The organism is Paenibacillus sp. MCAF9, assembly GCF_052114265.1.
Classification (GTDB): domain Bacteria; phylum Bacillota; class Bacilli; order Paenibacillales; family Paenibacillaceae; genus Pristimantibacillus.
The window spans coordinates 303,280-318,678 of record NZ_JBFREL010000006.1; the positions used below are offsets into that span (position 1 = coordinate 303,280).

The following is a 15,399-nucleotide window of genomic DNA, read 5'->3' on the forward strand; positions in this document are numbered from 1 at the left end:
TTCAATCTCAAACAAAAAAGTGCTTGCTCTCACAAAATGATTCGGCTCGAATGTTATCCATTCCATACTCCGATTCGTTTGCGTGCAAGCACTTCATATAGGCTATCCTTTGAGCGGAATAAGCAGCTCTACCGGCTCTTCCTCCAAATGATGCTCGTCAATATAAAACAACTCCAGCGATACGGCGTTTTCTTGCTTCTCTAGCCGCAGCTCATTTATCCAAGCATGAAGCTGCTCGTACCCTTCGCCGATTCTTTTATTGGAGCAAGCGACCATCGCATAACGATGTTCAGGAATCGTGAATTGTACCATACCAGGAGGCAATTCCTCCAGATGCTGGACTTCATAACAAGCCCAGTAGGTAGCAAACACTTCATTGCCGAAGTACGGACTGTACAATACGGTCGATTTTGTTGCATCATTCAACTCGTGCTTGCGTGTCAAAAACTCGGTCTGCAGCCGAATCGCTTCATCCGGAAAGGATGAATATGGACCGCAGTAGCTGATACCCGCCAAATGAAGCGCAGGTTTTGTTACGATTGAGCAGTTTTCCACGCGATTTCCTCCTTCGAATCTGTCAGGACTTGTGCGCTAGGATGAGCTTTCTCTGCCCATAGTGTAACATGATTTGCAAGTATTTGGATAGTCGTTTGCATGTTAATCCTTTATCGGGATTATTGACAAAGCCGCTAGCCTTGCTCCAGCCGTTTCATAAATTCTTCTACCGCACTATAGCCTTGCTGCTTTAAGTACCAATTATTCGCGGCTGCCTCAATTAAACCTGCAACGTCTCTGCCCGGCTGCACTTGGATTTCAATATGAGGAATTTTCACGCCCATATAATCTGTAAATTTGGTTTCCAGCTCTAAATCATTATTGAGTTCATTATCACGCCACTTCGTTAATTCAATATCGAGTACAATTCTCGTCTCGTCTTGAAACGCTTGTCTGCCATACAATCTCACAACATTAATAAGACCAATGCTGCGCAGAGCTAGAAACTCCTTTGTTTTCTCATTATGCGTGCCAAGCAGCGTTTGGGAGCTCAGCTTTTTTAGTACAACGATATCATCAGCAACTAACCTAGAGCCCCGTTTGATGAGCGTATGGGCTGTTTCGCTTTTGCCAATGCCTGACTTGCCGCGCAGCAGTACGCCAATGCCAAGCACATTTAAGCAAATCCCATGAATCGATATTTCCGGAGCAAGCGTTTTGAGCAGATAAGCATCCAGCATGCCAAGCAATTGCACCGTTGGAAGCTTCGTTCGCAGCAAAGGAATGCCTTCTTGATCGCAATATTTGGTCAAATATTTTAGACCTTCCTGACCCGCAGTAACTACAAAGCAAGGCGGATGATATTTAACAATATTGCCAATATGATGATTTCGTTCTTCTTCACTTAAGGAGTGCAGGTATGTAATTTCCTTCCTGCCCAAAATTTGAACATGCTCCTGTGGGAAAAAATCGTAATATCCAACAAATTCAAGTCCTGGTCGATAGGCTCTTGCTTTAGCAATCTGTCGATCGAGCTTATCGGCTCCTGCTAATATTTCTAATGATAATTGCGCTGCTAATTCCCGTACCGCTATTGATTTCATAACATTACGCTCCTTTGCTGTTATCATAAAGTGCTGTTCATATTAAGAGCCTGTCGAGCGATAATGACGAACACCGATGTTCCATACAAGCAGACAAGGCAAAATAAAGAGGATGCCAGCTATTGGCGAAATCATATAGAGCAGTTCATTCCCAGAGGTTCTGTCTAACAAGTAGAGCAAAGGCAAATAATTGACACTTCCGAAAGGGATGACGAACGTAAAAAAACGAGTCACCCATTTCTTGTAAATGCTTAACGGATACTGGGCCATCTCTCGCCCTCCGTCCGTAAATATATTTGCAATCTCAAGACCTTGAACCGTCCAAAAACACATCGTTGCAGCCAGTATAAAGATACCAGAGAAAACAAAGACACCGCTTAAAATCATAAAAATAAGAGTTATTGTTTTAAGCAATGTCCACTCGATCGTAAGCTCACTTAAAGCCCACGTCAAGATGATTACGCTTTGCAGCAGCCGTCCCACACGTGAAAATTCGAATTTCGAGCCGAGTACCTGAAGCACGGTACTGCGCGGCCGAACCAGCAGACGGTCAAAATCTCCATTAACGACCAACGTAGAGAACGAATCAAAACCGCGTGCAAAACATTCACTAATCGCAAATGACATATGAATAATAGAAAAGCATAACGCTACTTCTTGAAAATTCCAACCCTCAATTTGGCCAAAACGTTCAAACATAAAATACAATCCTGCAAAAACAGAAAATGGCACAAAAAATTGACCTAAGGAGAGCAGCCAAAATGAGGTAAGGTACTGCGTTTGCGACTTAAACATGATCAAAATATATTTACCGAACAATCTCATATGGGTTACCCTCCATTCACAACAACTCTACGTAATGCTTTTGCCATTGCCAGCCTGCCTAAGGCCACTAGTACAACAAACCAAACCAGTTGAACACCGATGCCGATGAGCGCTTCTTCCTTAGCAATATGTCCCGAGTAAACTCGAAATGGGAAATCCGCTGTCCATCGAAACGGCAGCACATATACAATGTTTTGCAGCCATGAGGGCATAAGAGGCACAGGTATAACCATGCCTGCCAGAAATTCGCCGATTACACCAAACATGAGCAGCGAGCCAGCCGGTGAAAGCGTAACGAACACGGATATGTACATCAACATAGAAAGGGCAACAATCATAAGCAGTCCAAGCAATAATGCAACGATAAACAAAACAAAGGCTGCTGGATCTTCTGGCAGCGGCATCCGGTAAGGCTCTGGCAGAAAAAAAGCTACTATTAAAACAGGGATACTTTTTAGAATGGCACTCGAGAGCCGCTGTGCAATCAGCTTGGCATACCATAATCCGTAAATGCCGCTAGGTCTGCAAAGCTCGTAAGCAATATTGCCAGTCGTTATAAGTCCGAATAGCTCATTGTCTCGGAACCACAACATCACAAACGAAAGAAAAGCCTGCTGCAGCCATACATATGTGATAAGCTGCTTCAATGAAATTGGAGGCGGAGTCGTTGTCCCGCTATAAAACGCCTCAAACACCATAATGATAATGAAACCCCAAAAAAATTGAGTCGCAACTCCCGCCAGCGCTGCGGTACGGTATTGCAATCCGTATGTGAGACGCAGCTTAAATACCGAAATATACGCTCTCATTATATTTGATGCTCCTTATACAGCTGAACGATCATATCTTCAATAGGCAAGGTATCAATCGTGACATCGAGAAGCTCCACCTGCTCAGACAGACGGATGAGCACATCGCTTATGACAACCAGAGCTGTATCGACGCTTAGCACAGCACGCTCAGGCGACCATTCTTCAACGACAGCACCAGCAATCTCAAGCGGCTCAGCGCGGTGGCTGTATACGACTGTAATCGTTTTTTGTGTTCCGAACTGGCTGCGTATCGCACTTAGGCTGCCATCATAAAGCAGCTTTCCTTTGCCAATAAGAATAATCCGGTTCGCCAGCGCTTCAATATCATTCATGTCATGAGTGGTCAAAATGATCGTAACGCCCTTTTCTTCATTTATCGTCTTAATGAAGCGGCGCACAGCGATTTTGGATACGGCATCGAGGCCAATTGTGGGCTCATCCAGAAATAGTACACTTGGGCTGTGCAGCAGGGAAGCCGCAATTTCGCAGCGCATCCTTTGTCCAAGACTAAGCTGTCTTACTGGCATCTGAATAATTTCCTGCAGCTCAAGTGTTTCTGTAAGCAATGCTAATGTGCTTTGATACTCCTGCTCTGGCACCTTATAAATATCCCGCAGCAGATCGAAGGAATCGATGACTGGCACGTCCCACCACAGCTGAGAACGCTGACCGAAAACAACACCAATATGCTTCACATACGCGACCCGATCCTTCCACGGCGTATAACCCATGACCGTACATGTACCACTGTCTGGCACAAGAATGCCGCTCATCACTTTAATGGTCGTTGACTTGCCCGCCCCGTTAGGTCCGATGTATCCTACAATTTCACCCGGCTCAATCGTGAAAGAAATATCGTTAAGCGCTTCCACAACTTTGTATTCCCTTTTGAATAATGCCTTTACTGCTTGCTTAACGCCTGAAGAGCGTTTAGCAACCTGATACGATTTACTTATCCCATGAACTGTAATCACTATTTTTTACCTCCGCGCAAGTTTTGAGAGGGAAATACTAACATCGAAAGAATAATGTGTCAATTGTTTCCTCAATAAAAAAATCAAAAATCGCTCTTTTTCTGCCTATAAGGCTGAATAAAGAGCGACTCGTATGTTGCATTTACATTAAGTTTTATTAGAAGTTGAAAACAAAATCGTCATCATTAAGCGGCTCAACGTGAATCGTACGTACGTAGCCATTACCTTTTTTGGAGAAGAAATCATGCTGCTTCGTATGCGTACTGATACCATTGAACACGATTGGGTTTACCGCTTCCTCAGGGAAATGCGGTTCCATACCAAGATTCATAAGCGCTTTGTTCGCATTGTAGCGGACGTAAACATTTACTTCCTCAGCAAGGCCAAGCGGCGCATAAAGATGCTCTGTATACACAATCTCATTCTCGTACAGCTCGTTTAGCAATGCATAAATCTCGATTTCCAGCTGTGCTTGCTCCTCAGGGCTAAACGTTTGGAACAGCTCTTGTGCTAGAACGCCAACGTACAAGCCATGGATGCTCTCGTCACGCAAAATCAAATCGATAATTTCGCCGCTGCTCGTCATTTTACCTTGTCCAGCTAAGTAAAGCGGATAGAAGAATCCGCTATAGAACAAGTAGCTCTCCAGGAATACAGAAGCAGCCATCGCTTTGTAAAGCTCTTTCGGGCCAGTGATGTTCGAATACCAAGAAGAAATCAGGTTTGCTTTCTTCTGAAGCTGTTCGTTCTGCTCAACCCACAGGAAAATTTCGTCGATCTCTTCGCCAGAAGCAAGTGTAGTGAAAATGCTGCTGTACGATTTGGCATGGATTTGTTCCATCATCGACATAAATGACAATACTGCTTTGCGCTGCAAGCCATCAACATGCTCCAAAATTTTCGGCATGCCGACGCCGCCTTGAATCGTATCAAGCAAAGTCAGACCGCCGAGCACGTTTTTGTACAGCGTGCGCTCCGCGTCCGTCATTTCCATCCAGTCCATTTTATCATCTGATAACGGAATTTCTTCATCCGTCCAAAATTGCATTACATTTTGCTGCCAGAATGTTAACGTGAAATCGTCATCTGGGCGGTTCCAGTTTACTGCTTTCATTTGGTGAGCTCCTTCTTTGCTACGTAAGCGTCATTTAAATAGTACTCAAGCGTAAACGGCTATGCCGTCTTTTAGAGGCATAGCTTTCGTTTCGCAGAGAAATATAAGAAAAGTATGTGAAAAACATATACTTTCTTATATTTTAAACCGCGCAGCTCGTGCATTCCTCAACGGAAAGCCGCTTCGTTCTTGTGTAATAAAGCGATTTAAGACCTTTTTGAGCAGCATAAACATAGAAGCGCGCCAGCTCACGAGTCGTCACATTGCTGTTAACATGCAGTACAGTCGAAATACCTTGGTCAATATGCTGTCCGATCTCTGCGATAAGATCAATCAGCTTGAACTGATCAATGTTGTAAGCCGATTTGTAGTAGAAGTAATTTTCCTGCGCCAAATAAGGCATTGGATAATAAGTTGTTGAGTTTGCATACGTACGAGTCTCGATATGCTCAACAATCGGCATTACGCTTGAAGTCGCATTTTGGATATACGAAATGCTTTGTGTAGGCGCAATAGCCAGACGATAAGCATGGTACAAGCCGTGTTCTTGGACTTTTGCTTTAAGTGCAGCCCAGTCCTCAGGTGATGGAATTTCCATACCGTCGAACAATTCCTTCACGCGGTCTGTTTTTGGACGGTAATCATTTTCCACATAACGAGTGAAGTATGTGCCCTTCGCATACTCCGAACGGTCGAAGTCTTTGAAAGTAATCCCGCGCTCTTTGGCGATCTCCATGCTTTGCTCAATGGAGTAGTAGTTCATCATCATAAAGAATACGCCGGCAAAGTCTTTCGCTTCTTCACTTTCGTAAGCGATTTTGTTTTTCGCAAGGTATCCATTTAGATTCATCGCGCCAAGTCCTACGGAGTGAAGCTCCTCATTCGCTTTGCGAACGCCTGGTGCATTGTCGATATTAGACAAATCACTAACCGTCGTCAAAGCTTCGATACCAACATGTACCGATTCCTTCACCTTTTTGTGCTCCATTACGTTAACAATATTAAGGGAAGCAAGGTTGCAGCTAATATCACGGTTAATGACATCCTCGTAGCCGTAATCCTTAATTTCCGATGTCTCCTGAAGCTGGAATATTTCTGTGCACAGGTTGGACATTTTGATAGAGCCGATATCCTTCAAAGCGTGAACGCTGTTAGCATTCGATTTGTTCATAATATATGGGTAGCCAGATTCTAGTTGAATCGAAGCGATTTTTGTCAACATGTCGCGTGCGTTCATTACTTTTTTCTTCGTTACCAGCTCATTAGCCAGCAGCTCTTCGTACATCTCGTCCATATCCATATCGTCGAGATGCTTGCCGTATGCTTTCTGAACGGAATGTGGACCGAACACGAATAGCGGTTTGTTTTGAGCAGCTAGCTCATAAAATTTATTCGGAATAATTAGGCCGATCGAAAGAGTTTTAATACGTGCTTTTTCGTCTGCGTTAATTTTTTTGCAATCAAGGAATTCGATAATATCCCAGCCGAAAATATTGTAGTAGCCTGCTCCAGAACCTTTGCGTTGTCCCATTTGGTCTGCGTAGGAGAAAGCATCCTCCATAAGCTTCAGCACCGGCATAATGCCTTTTGCTGCGCCTTCTACGCCTTTAATAGGCTCACCGCGTCCACGAAGCTTCGATAGGTTGACGGCTACGCCGCCACCGATTTTGGAGAGCTGCATACATGTGCCGAGTACATAGTTGATGGAGTTAAGTGAGTCGTCCATTTCAAGCAGGAAGCAGGAAACCATTTCTCCGCGGCGGCTCTTGCCTGCGTTGAGGAAGGTAGGGGTAGCTGGCTGCAAACGTTGGTCAATCATCGCTTCCGCAATTCGAAGTGCTCTAGCAGCATCGCCTTCGCCCAAATGCAAAGCAACGATGGCTACACGATCGGAATATTGCTCCAAGTATTGCGATTTGTTGTTGGTCTTCATCGCGTAGTCCTTGTAGAACTTCGATGCAGCCATGTAGGATTGGAATTCAAAGCCGCTGTTTGCCGTTAGTGTAAATACAGCTTCAACCTGCTCATATGTATACTTTTCGTATACATTATCGTAATAATCGTTTTCGATTAAGTATTCTAGCTTATGTTTGAGGGAGTCGAACTTCACGCTCTTCTCAGCCACTTCTTCCATAAATGCAGCGACAGCCTCTTTATCTTTATCAAGCTGGTAAAATCCGTCTGCACCGCGCTGCATCAATTCGTTATTCAATTCAATATGCTTCAATGGTTCGCACCCTTTCGACAAAATGTTGCGTATCTTGATTCGTACCTGACAATTCAAACTTCAAAATCACTGGAACATCGTACATTTGTGAGATCGTATCCGCGCTTTTAGCGAATCCGGTTCCCCAGTTGCGGTTGCCGCTCGCAGAAACGCCGCGGAGCATGCCAGAGTTGCTTTCTAGAAACGAAGTTACCTTCTCTGGAACTTGGCCGAACCCTGTTGTGTATGTTACTAGCACGAACGGCTCGTCAACTTCTTCCCTCTCATCAATCGGCACCGCCCGCATATTCAATTTTTTGATGAAACGCTTGACGTTGCCTGTTTTGGAATCATAGACGACTAGCATAACACGTTCGCTCCCTTACTGTAATCAAGCAATTAAAAAGCGCTTCTGACTAGCAATTCCGTCAGCTGCGCTTGTTCAAGATATACCGCTGGTAATCGTTGAAGGCACCAATCCACATCAATATGTAGTTGATGTTTTTGATTCTACATCAATATATAGGAGTAGTCAATGAAAATTATGGAGAAAATATTAATCTATTTTTTTGGCGCACTCGACTATTTTAACAGATGAGGATATGATGTGATAGTGACATTTTATTGCTATTTTGGGGGTCCTGAAAATCGTAAACACAACTGCAGAACAAATAAGAGCATTGCTAGAAAAACTGTTCAAAGATGCCGGATATACAGTGCCAGAGCTGCTTGAATACATCGAAAAACTTGAAAAAGATCAAGATCTAATGGCCGAAACGATCAAGAAAATGAAGCTTGAATCGATACGAAAAGCATCTGCTACCGCAGGCATGAACAGCCGATTAAAAGATGCGCTTCGAGAATAATCGGATATACGAGTCACAAGATCTAGATATATACAAGCGAATAATTCAAGAAATCGATAGCACTTCTCGTTCACCAAAACGCTGTTGATAAAATTTTACAATCAGAACGAAAATCGTCATCATTCGACAATCACACTAGATATAGATGTCGATTGCAATGTTTCTACTTCGACACTGCAATCGACATCTATACAGACCAACTCATACTTTGATCCTACTCTTTAAGCACATATGTGTGCTTAACCTCCAAACCAGGGTTGCTTTTCCTTTATAAGCGCATATTTGTTCTTACAGCGAACTTTCGAGCATACTCACACCACGAACCCACTCTGTAAACACGTATGTGTTCTTACAGACCACAAACCAGAGTTACATGCCCCCTATAAGCGCATATTTGTTCTTACAGCGAACTATCGAGCGTGATCTCACGACGATTCCACTCATTAAGCACATATGTGTGCTTAACCACCACAAACCAGAGTTACTTTTCCTCTATAAGCGCATATGTGTTCTTACAGCGAACTTTCGAGCGTACTCTCATGACTATTCCACTCTGTAAGCACGTATAGGTACTAACGCACCACAGTCCCCTTTTGTCGTCTCTTATAAAGCGACGTTTTCTGCGAATAGCCGGACAGATCAAAAAAGGGTTTCCCATAAAGTCTAGTTAGACTCTATGAGACACCCATCTCTAGTGGATCATATTATTTGATTGCTGCGAAGAACAAACGCTCTGACTCGCTGTCAGCTGGCTTCAGCTCAAAATCTGCGTAACGGTCAACCGTTTTAAAGCCCGCACGGTACAGAGCTGACTCGATCCAGTCTGGATCGTAAGCGCGCTGCACATGTGATTCTTCAAACCGATAAAACTTTGAATCGCGGTCGCGCGAGAATATCGTTAGGTTATGCTCGATCTCGCAGCGCTCCTCTTCAAAGTCGCATGTCCATATATAGGCTACATCACGCTCATCAAGCACAAAGGGCTGTTCTTCCGCATAACGAATGAGCTGCTTTGGCGGATGCATATCGAATAAAAAGGAACCGCCGCTGCGAAGGCCGGCATAGGTAGCTCGGAAAGCCGCCTCAATATCCTCTTCCTCCGTCAAATAGTTCAAGCAATCACAAAACGAAATGACCGCATCAACGGGCTCTTGCAGCTCCCATTCACGCATGTCCTGTTGTAGCCACCGAATCGAACCGGAGCGCGGTCTCGTAACAGCCTGAGGCGTCTCATCCCACTTGCTGCGTGCGACGGTAAGCATGTCCGATGACAAATCGATTCCATACACATGGAAACCCGAGCGTGCTAACGGAATCGAAATGCTCCCTGTACCGCAACCAAGATCTACGACAGTAGCAGGCATGCCATAGCGCGACCAGCCGGCCCTTGCGAAGCCCAGCCACTCTGCATAAGGCATATCCTCCATCAGCTGATCATAGACAGCAGCGAACTGTCCATAAGAGCGTGTCATTGCCCGTCAGCTCCCTCAGCTGAGGAGCCTGAAGCGTTCGCTTGCTCTCCTGCTTGCTCGGTCGTCGCATCAGACGGTTCTGCCAAATAAGTCCAGCTGCCTTTCTGTGTGACAAGCCTTTCTCTCATCAGCTTGCCTAAAGCGCGTTTGAAGGCACCTTTGCTAATCCCGAATTTTTGTTTAATAATGTCGGCATCTGTCTGATCAGAGTATGGCATTCCGCCGCCTGGTCTTTCTTTAATGAAGGCAAGCAGTCGATCAGCATCCTCCAATCGTCCTACTTCCTTACGCTGCGCCATGGAGAGGTTAGCTCTGCCATCTTCACGAATGAAGGTTACACGAGCGCTTACACGCTCACCAAGTCTAAGCGGACGGATTCGTTCCGCGCTTGGAATAAGCCCATAAACGCCAAACCCTACAACGCCGCCATCAATCATGACGAACGAGCCGAGCTGCAGCGTTTTAGTTACCCAGCCTTCAACCCATTGATTATTCCAGCTCTCAGGTGCATGGAAGACAAGCTCCGAGAGTTCCTCTTCAAAAGCAATTTTCGCTACGAGTCTTCCTATTTTGTCATGCTTCATCACAACAAATACTTCATCGCCAGGAAGAGGCCTGTATTCAAAACTCTCCGGCAGCTCCGAAAGCGGAAGCAGCAATTGTCTGCCAAGCCCCATTTCTAGGAAGCAGCCAAGCCTTGGATGAACGTCCGCTACTTTCAGGCGAGCAAGCTCACCTAGCTGGAGAAGCGGCTTCTTCATCGTAGCAGCCAATCGATCCTCGGAATCGTAAAAAATGAATACTTCTACTGCATCGCCGATTTTTGGCTTAGAGCCTACAAGCTCGGTATAATGCATGAGCACATCCGATTCTTCATCGCTCAAAAAATAGCCGTAGGGCGACACCTCGCGTGCCACCCTTAAAGTCAAAGTTGTTCCGGCTACAAAACTCATGCAAACTCCACAACCTTCGCATCGGACCATAGCCGCTCAATGTTGTAATATTCACGCTCATCGCGATGGAATACGTGAACGATAACGTCGCCGAGGTCAATCAGCACCCATCTTGCCGAATCCATACCTTCGATTCCGCGCACGCGATTGCCATTTTTCTCAGCTTGTTTCCGAATTTCTGTTGCGATAGCTTGTACTTGTGTATCCGAGTTACCGCTGCAAATTACGAAGTAATCCGCCACCAAGGAAATTTCTTTTAAGTTCAAAGCAACAACGCGCACCGCTTTTTTGTCTTCTGCTGCTGCGACTGTGATTTGAAGCAATTGATCCGAATGTAACGCCATAGCTCAGCCTCCTGTTAAATATTATTCTAATAAACTATTTCTTGCTTCTATTGTTAGCGGAAATATTCGTTTTCCTTTTTCTAATAAGAAGGAAATTGTAGAGTTAAAGCCAGCAAGCAATGCTTGATCCAATGAATGCTCGCTAAGCTCGCGAATTTTGTCTACCCCTGGAAAATCTCGCCCTGGTTCCATATAATCAGCAAGGCAAACAATTTTCTCAAGTTTCGACATGCCGCGGCGACCAGATGTATGGTAGCGAATAGCGTCCAGCACTTCGGTGTCCGCCACACCAAATTCATGTTCGGCTACCCACGCCCCAACGGGTGCATGCCATAATTCTTTATCATAAAGTAAAAGCTCTGCTGGCAATGCTTGATCGCGAATGACTTTCTGCATACGATCGACATTCCAGTACTTAGAAACATCATGCAAAATGGCAGCAAGCTCAGCTCGTACAGCATCTTCGCCAAACCTATTAGCTAATATGACCGCGGTTTCCATAACTCCCTGTGTATGCAGCCATCTTCGCTCAGGCATTTCCGCTCTTACTTTTTCGATCATTTGCTCACGATTCATACAGGTTGTACCTCCTCATGTAGCTATTCACCGAATCAGGCACTAAGTATTGAACAGACTGCCCAGCTTTCACCTTGCTCCTAATCGCTGTTGAAGAAATCGCAATGGCAGGCATGTGAACCAAGCTGACCCGCTCCTGCAAAAAAACCGGCAGTGCGGAAATATCGACCGGATTGCCTGGACGCTCTAATCCAATAAATGATATTCGAGCAGCTAGCTGCTCGATTTCATGCCACTTCGGCAGGTCGTTGATGCGATCTGAACCGATAATATAGGAAAAAGAATGGTTCGGATAACGTCCCTGCAGCTCTACGATCGTGTCGTAGGAATAGCTCACGCCACCGCGCTGCAATTCAATATCAAGCGCTCGGAAGGCCTTGTTGCTCTCGATAGCATTGCATACCATTTCGTAGCGCCGCTCTCCGCTAACGCCTGGCTCATTCGCTTTGAGCGGTGGTCCGTATGACGGGATGAACCACACCTCGTCCAAGCCGCTCTGCTCTCGTGCGGTTTCTGCAGCAATCAAATGACCGATATGGATGGGATCGAAGGTGCCGCCCATAATTCCTATCTTACTCACTTGTTGAACGCCTCCCTATCAAGCAAAGTCGAAGCGTTAACAGCTCGTGTCTTCTAGTATGCCCTTTATGACAAAAAGCTGCATTCGCCGCGCAAGTCTCGGTCCTTATTATTTGCGAGCAGCTGTAGGAAGCTCGATTTGTTTGTTGTCCTTCGATTCTTTGTACAGAACGATCGTTTTGCCAATCACTTGTACAAGCTCCGCGCCCGCTGATTTAGCAACTTCAACGCCGATTTCCTTAGGATCGTCTAGACAGTTGTTAAGAACAGAAACTTTGATAAGCTCGCGCGACTCAATCGCCTCCTCGATATGACGAACGAGGTGATCGTTAGTACCGCCTTTTCCGACTTGGAAAATCGGTGTCAAATGATGAGCTAGCGCTCTTAAATATCGTTTTTGTTTGCCTGTAAGCATAATAAGTGTTCCTTCTTTCATCTCAATAATTCGTCTGTTTGATTGCTTCAATAAATAAGTTTAGCCTTGCAATGAAGCAAGTACCGTTTCTCGCATCGCTGTGACGGGTGCTGGCTGGCCTGTCCAATATTCAAAGGCATATGCGCCCTGATAAATAAACATGCCAAGCCCGCCATGAATGCGGCAGCCGCGCTGCTCTGCTTGCTGCAAAAATTTCGTTTTCAAAGGATTGTATATTAAATCACTTGCAACCGCGCCCAGCTTCAGCCAGCTTGCATCAATTGGCGTCTCCTCCGTATGAGGGAACATGCCTACTGATGTCGTGTTAATCACGATATCGGCTTGCTCGCATGCGGTTTGCAGCTCATCATTCGAAATCGCTTCAATATCTACTTTATTTTGCAATGAATCTGCAAGCTCTTTTGCCCGGTCTACGGAACGATTGGCAATCGTAATTCGCGCAGGATTCTCGCTTGCTAGAGCATAAATGATGCCGCGGGCTGCGCCGCCCGCGCCGATAACGACGATTCGTTTGCCGGCAAGCTCACGCTCCGCTTCTTCCTTCAACGAACGCACATAACCAATGCCATCGGTGTTATATCCGATTAGGCGGCCAGCGTCGTTGACAATCGTGTTAACCGCGCCAATGGCCTGCGCGCTTGCATCGATCTCATCAAGCACGGACATAATGTCCAGCTTATGGGGGATCGTAACATTGACACCGCGAATGCCCATTGCACGAACACCAGCGGCAAAATCTCCGATACGATCGCTCGTAACATGAAAAGCAGTGTATACACCGTTAATTCCCGTTTCCCGAAAGGCACGGTTCATCATAATAGGTGATTTCGAATGCCTAATCGGATTGCCGATGACGCCGAACAAAAGAGTATTGCTGTCAATCTGGTTTCCTGCGCCCATATTCGTCACAGTGAATTCCCCTTCCAAGTGACATGTGTTTAGATCATCGAGTCGCGAAGCATGACCTTAACGCCCTTCGGCGCATAAATGTCAATAACAGCTCCACCAGTACCGTTCACTTGAATCCAGCCAAGACCGGATATAAATACGTCCTTATTCAAGCCGCGCTTAACGCGCAGTGAATGCCTTGTCCAAGCCGGAATCGTTTCTAGTTCTTCAAGCGATGGTCCTCCGAGCAATTGCCCACGGTGATCTGCATACAACTCATCCGCCCGCTCCAGCTTCGTACGATGCATGTTGAGCGCATTTGAAACATAGAACGTAAAGGATTGGCGATCACCCTCGACAAAATCGAATCGAACAAGGCTGCCAATAAACAGCGATTGACCCGAGTTCAATTGATAGACGAGCGGTTTAATTGGCTTGTCCGGCAATAGTGAGCCTAGGAAGCTCCGCGGTACAACCTCTGTCATACGTGTCGTATAGACGATACCTGGGGTATCAATAATCGCTTTACCATCCTCAAGCGGAATATGAACGGCATCAAGCGTTGTTCCCGGATAACGAGAGGTAGTCAGCTCACGTTCCATGTCACTGTAATCTCGAATTAGACGATTAATCAAGGTTGATTTGCCGACATTCGTCGCGCCAACCACATAGACATCTCGGCCATTCCGGTACTGCTCAAGCGCTTCAATAACTCGCTCGAAGCCCATATTCCGCTTCGCGCTGCATAGGACAACATCGACTGTGCGCAGTCCCTCTTCCTTTGCTTGCTTCTGAACCCAATTCCGAAGTCGATTGACGTTCATCGCTTTCGGCAGCAAATCGATTTTGTTCACGACAAGCAGCACTGGATTGTTTCCGACAAAACGCTGCAAGCCTGAAATCAAACTTCCTTCAAAATCGTACAAATCGACAATATGCACAACGAGGCTATCCGTATTTCCGATGCTGCCAAGCAGCTTTAAGAAGTCATCCTGATCAACCGCTACGGATGAAGCTTCATTATAATTGCGAATTCGGAAGCATCGCTGGCAAATAACCGGTTCGCGACCGACAGCCGCCTCCGGCAAATAACCTGGCAAATCAGAACTTTTAATCTGAAGCGCCACTCCACAGCCCGCACATGATCCATATGCCTGACTAAGTTGTTGTTCCATCACTTTGTTTCCCCCTCATACCATAACCCTTTTTTCCTTAAACGCACTAACGCTATTCGTTCAATACGACGATTCACTCGTGTCATTATACCTTCATCAGCAGGAGCGATTGGCGTGACAAGGATGGTGTACAACCCCATACGGTTACCCCCAAGCACATCCGTCAGCATCTGATCTCCGATTACGACGGTTTCCTCAGGTGCAAGGCGGAGTACGCTAAGCGCTCTCTTGAACGATTTGCCAGCTGGCTTGCGAGCAGCATGAATATATGGAATATTCAGCGGCGCAGCAAACTTCCCGACGCGTGTCTCGTTGTTATTGGATACGATAACAACCTGAAAGCCCCGAGAACGTACGTAATCAAGCCACTGCACAAGCTCAGGCGTAGCTAACGCCTCCTTGGCACCGACAAGCGTATTATCCAAATCCGTAATGATGCCGCGAACGCCTCTTGCATGCAGCTCATCTAAGTTAATTTCATATACTGTATTGACGCGCATATGCGGCAACAGCCGTTCAAACATAATGGATATCCCTCTGCTTTCTGCTTGCTATCTTACGAAACTATACCATACAAACTA

Annotated in this window: 18 protein-coding genes; 1 reads left to right on the top strand and 17 read right to left on the bottom strand. The window is 45.8% G+C overall.

Annotated features, from left to right (window positions below):
- Positions 1-102: 102 nt before the first annotated feature.
- The 8 genes from AB4Z45_RS13590 to nrdI form a co-directional block, all read right to left on the bottom strand.
- Complete coding sequence (locus tag AB4Z45_RS13590) at positions 103-555, bottom strand: GyrI-like domain-containing protein (protein ID WP_076270056.1); 453 nt, start codon at positions 553-555, stop codon at positions 103-105.
- A 134-nt stretch (positions 556-689) separates the two neighbouring features.
- Complete coding sequence (gene hprK, locus AB4Z45_RS13595; protein ID WP_441909840.1) at positions 690-1,598, bottom strand: HPr(Ser) kinase/phosphatase; 909 nt, start codon at positions 1,596-1,598, stop codon at positions 690-692.
- Between the two features lie 42 nt (positions 1,599-1,640).
- Positions 1,641-2,423 carry an ABC transporter permease gene (locus AB4Z45_RS13600; RefSeq protein ID WP_076270058.1) on the bottom strand — a complete coding sequence of 261 codons (783 nt, stop codon included), beginning with the start codon at positions 2,421-2,423 and terminating at the stop codon, positions 1,641-1,643.
- A 5-nt stretch (positions 2,424-2,428) separates the two neighbouring features.
- Complete coding sequence (locus AB4Z45_RS13605) at positions 2,429-3,232, bottom strand: ABC transporter permease (protein WP_441909841.1); 804 nt, start codon at positions 3,230-3,232, stop codon at positions 2,429-2,431.
- On the bottom strand, positions 3,232-4,209 hold the full coding sequence (locus tag AB4Z45_RS13610; RefSeq protein ID WP_441909843.1) for an ABC transporter ATP-binding protein: 978 nt from the start codon (positions 4,207-4,209) through the stop codon (positions 3,232-3,234). The genes AB4Z45_RS13605 and AB4Z45_RS13610 overlap by 1 nt, the downstream gene beginning before the upstream one ends.
- Positions 4,210-4,366: 157 nt before the next feature.
- Entirely contained in the window at positions 4,367-5,323 is a 957-nt protein-coding gene (gene nrdF, locus AB4Z45_RS13615) for a class 1b ribonucleoside-diphosphate reductase subunit beta (RefSeq protein WP_076270061.1), read from the bottom strand.
- Positions 5,324-5,465: 142 nt separating this feature from the next.
- A complete protein-coding gene (gene nrdE, locus AB4Z45_RS13620) occupies positions 5,466-7,550 on the bottom strand; it encodes a class 1b ribonucleoside-diphosphate reductase subunit alpha (protein ID WP_441909845.1) in 2,085 nt (694 codons plus the stop codon).
- Positions 7,537-7,896: a class Ib ribonucleoside-diphosphate reductase assembly flavoprotein NrdI gene (nrdI, locus tag AB4Z45_RS13625; protein ID WP_076270063.1), complete on the bottom strand. Its 360-nt coding sequence runs from the start codon at positions 7,894-7,896 to the stop codon at positions 7,537-7,539. Before nrdI ends, nrdE begins: the two co-directional genes overlap by 14 nt.
- Before the next feature lie 313 nt (positions 7,897-8,209).
- On the opposite strand from nrdI, the gene AB4Z45_RS13630 reads away from it, so the two are divergent.
- A complete protein-coding gene (locus AB4Z45_RS13630) occupies positions 8,210-8,395 on the top strand; it encodes a hypothetical protein (protein ID WP_441909847.1) in 186 nt (61 codons plus the stop codon).
- A 704-nt stretch (positions 8,396-9,099) separates the two neighbouring features.
- On the opposite strand, the gene AB4Z45_RS13635 is transcribed toward AB4Z45_RS13630, so the two are convergent.
- The 9 genes from AB4Z45_RS13635 to AB4Z45_RS13675 form a co-directional block, all read right to left on the bottom strand.
- Positions 9,100-9,867 carry a class I SAM-dependent DNA methyltransferase gene (locus tag AB4Z45_RS13635; protein ID WP_441909848.1) on the bottom strand — a complete coding sequence of 256 codons (768 nt, stop codon included), beginning with the start codon at positions 9,865-9,867 and terminating at the stop codon, positions 9,100-9,102.
- Positions 9,864-10,820, bottom strand: a complete 957-nt coding sequence (locus AB4Z45_RS13640) for a CvfB family protein (protein WP_441909850.1) — start codon at positions 10,818-10,820, stop codon at positions 9,864-9,866. The genes AB4Z45_RS13635 and AB4Z45_RS13640 overlap by 4 nt, the downstream gene beginning before the upstream one ends.
- Positions 10,817-11,164 (bottom strand): ribosome silencing factor, encoded by a 348-nt coding sequence (rsfS, locus tag AB4Z45_RS13645; RefSeq protein WP_054027809.1) that lies wholly within the window; start codon positions 11,162-11,164, stop codon positions 10,817-10,819. Before rsfS ends, AB4Z45_RS13640 begins: the two co-directional genes overlap by 4 nt.
- Positions 11,165-11,185: 21 nt before the next feature.
- The gene (gene yqeK, locus AB4Z45_RS13650; RefSeq protein WP_441909852.1) at positions 11,186-11,740 is read right to left on the bottom strand and encodes a bis(5'-nucleosyl)-tetraphosphatase (symmetrical) YqeK; all 555 of its coding nucleotides are present in this window, start codon (positions 11,738-11,740) and stop codon (positions 11,186-11,188) included.
- On the bottom strand, positions 11,730-12,320 hold the full coding sequence (gene nadD / locus AB4Z45_RS13655) for a nicotinate-nucleotide adenylyltransferase (protein ID WP_441909853.1): 591 nt from the start codon (positions 12,318-12,320) through the stop codon (positions 11,730-11,732). The genes yqeK and nadD overlap by 11 nt, the downstream gene beginning before the upstream one ends.
- A 108-nt stretch (positions 12,321-12,428) precedes the next feature.
- Positions 12,429-12,734, bottom strand: coding sequence for a ribosome assembly RNA-binding protein YhbY (gene yhbY, locus AB4Z45_RS13660; RefSeq protein ID WP_076270069.1), 306 nt, complete (start codon positions 12,732-12,734; stop codon positions 12,429-12,431).
- A gap of 60 nt (positions 12,735-12,794) precedes the next feature.
- The gene (gene aroE, locus AB4Z45_RS13665; protein ID WP_441909968.1) at positions 12,795-13,655 is read right to left on the bottom strand and encodes a shikimate dehydrogenase; all 861 of its coding nucleotides are present in this window, start codon (positions 13,653-13,655) and stop codon (positions 12,795-12,797) included.
- Between the two features lie 38 nt (positions 13,656-13,693).
- The gene (gene yqeH, locus AB4Z45_RS13670) at positions 13,694-14,818 is read right to left on the bottom strand and encodes a ribosome biogenesis GTPase YqeH (protein ID WP_076270070.1); all 1,125 of its coding nucleotides are present in this window, start codon (positions 14,816-14,818) and stop codon (positions 13,694-13,696) included.
- Positions 14,818-15,342 carry a YqeG family HAD IIIA-type phosphatase gene (locus AB4Z45_RS13675; RefSeq protein WP_076270071.1) on the bottom strand — a complete coding sequence of 175 codons (525 nt, stop codon included), beginning with the start codon at positions 15,340-15,342 and terminating at the stop codon, positions 14,818-14,820. Before AB4Z45_RS13675 ends, yqeH begins: the two co-directional genes overlap by 1 nt.
- Positions 15,343-15,399: the final 57 nt, after the last annotated feature.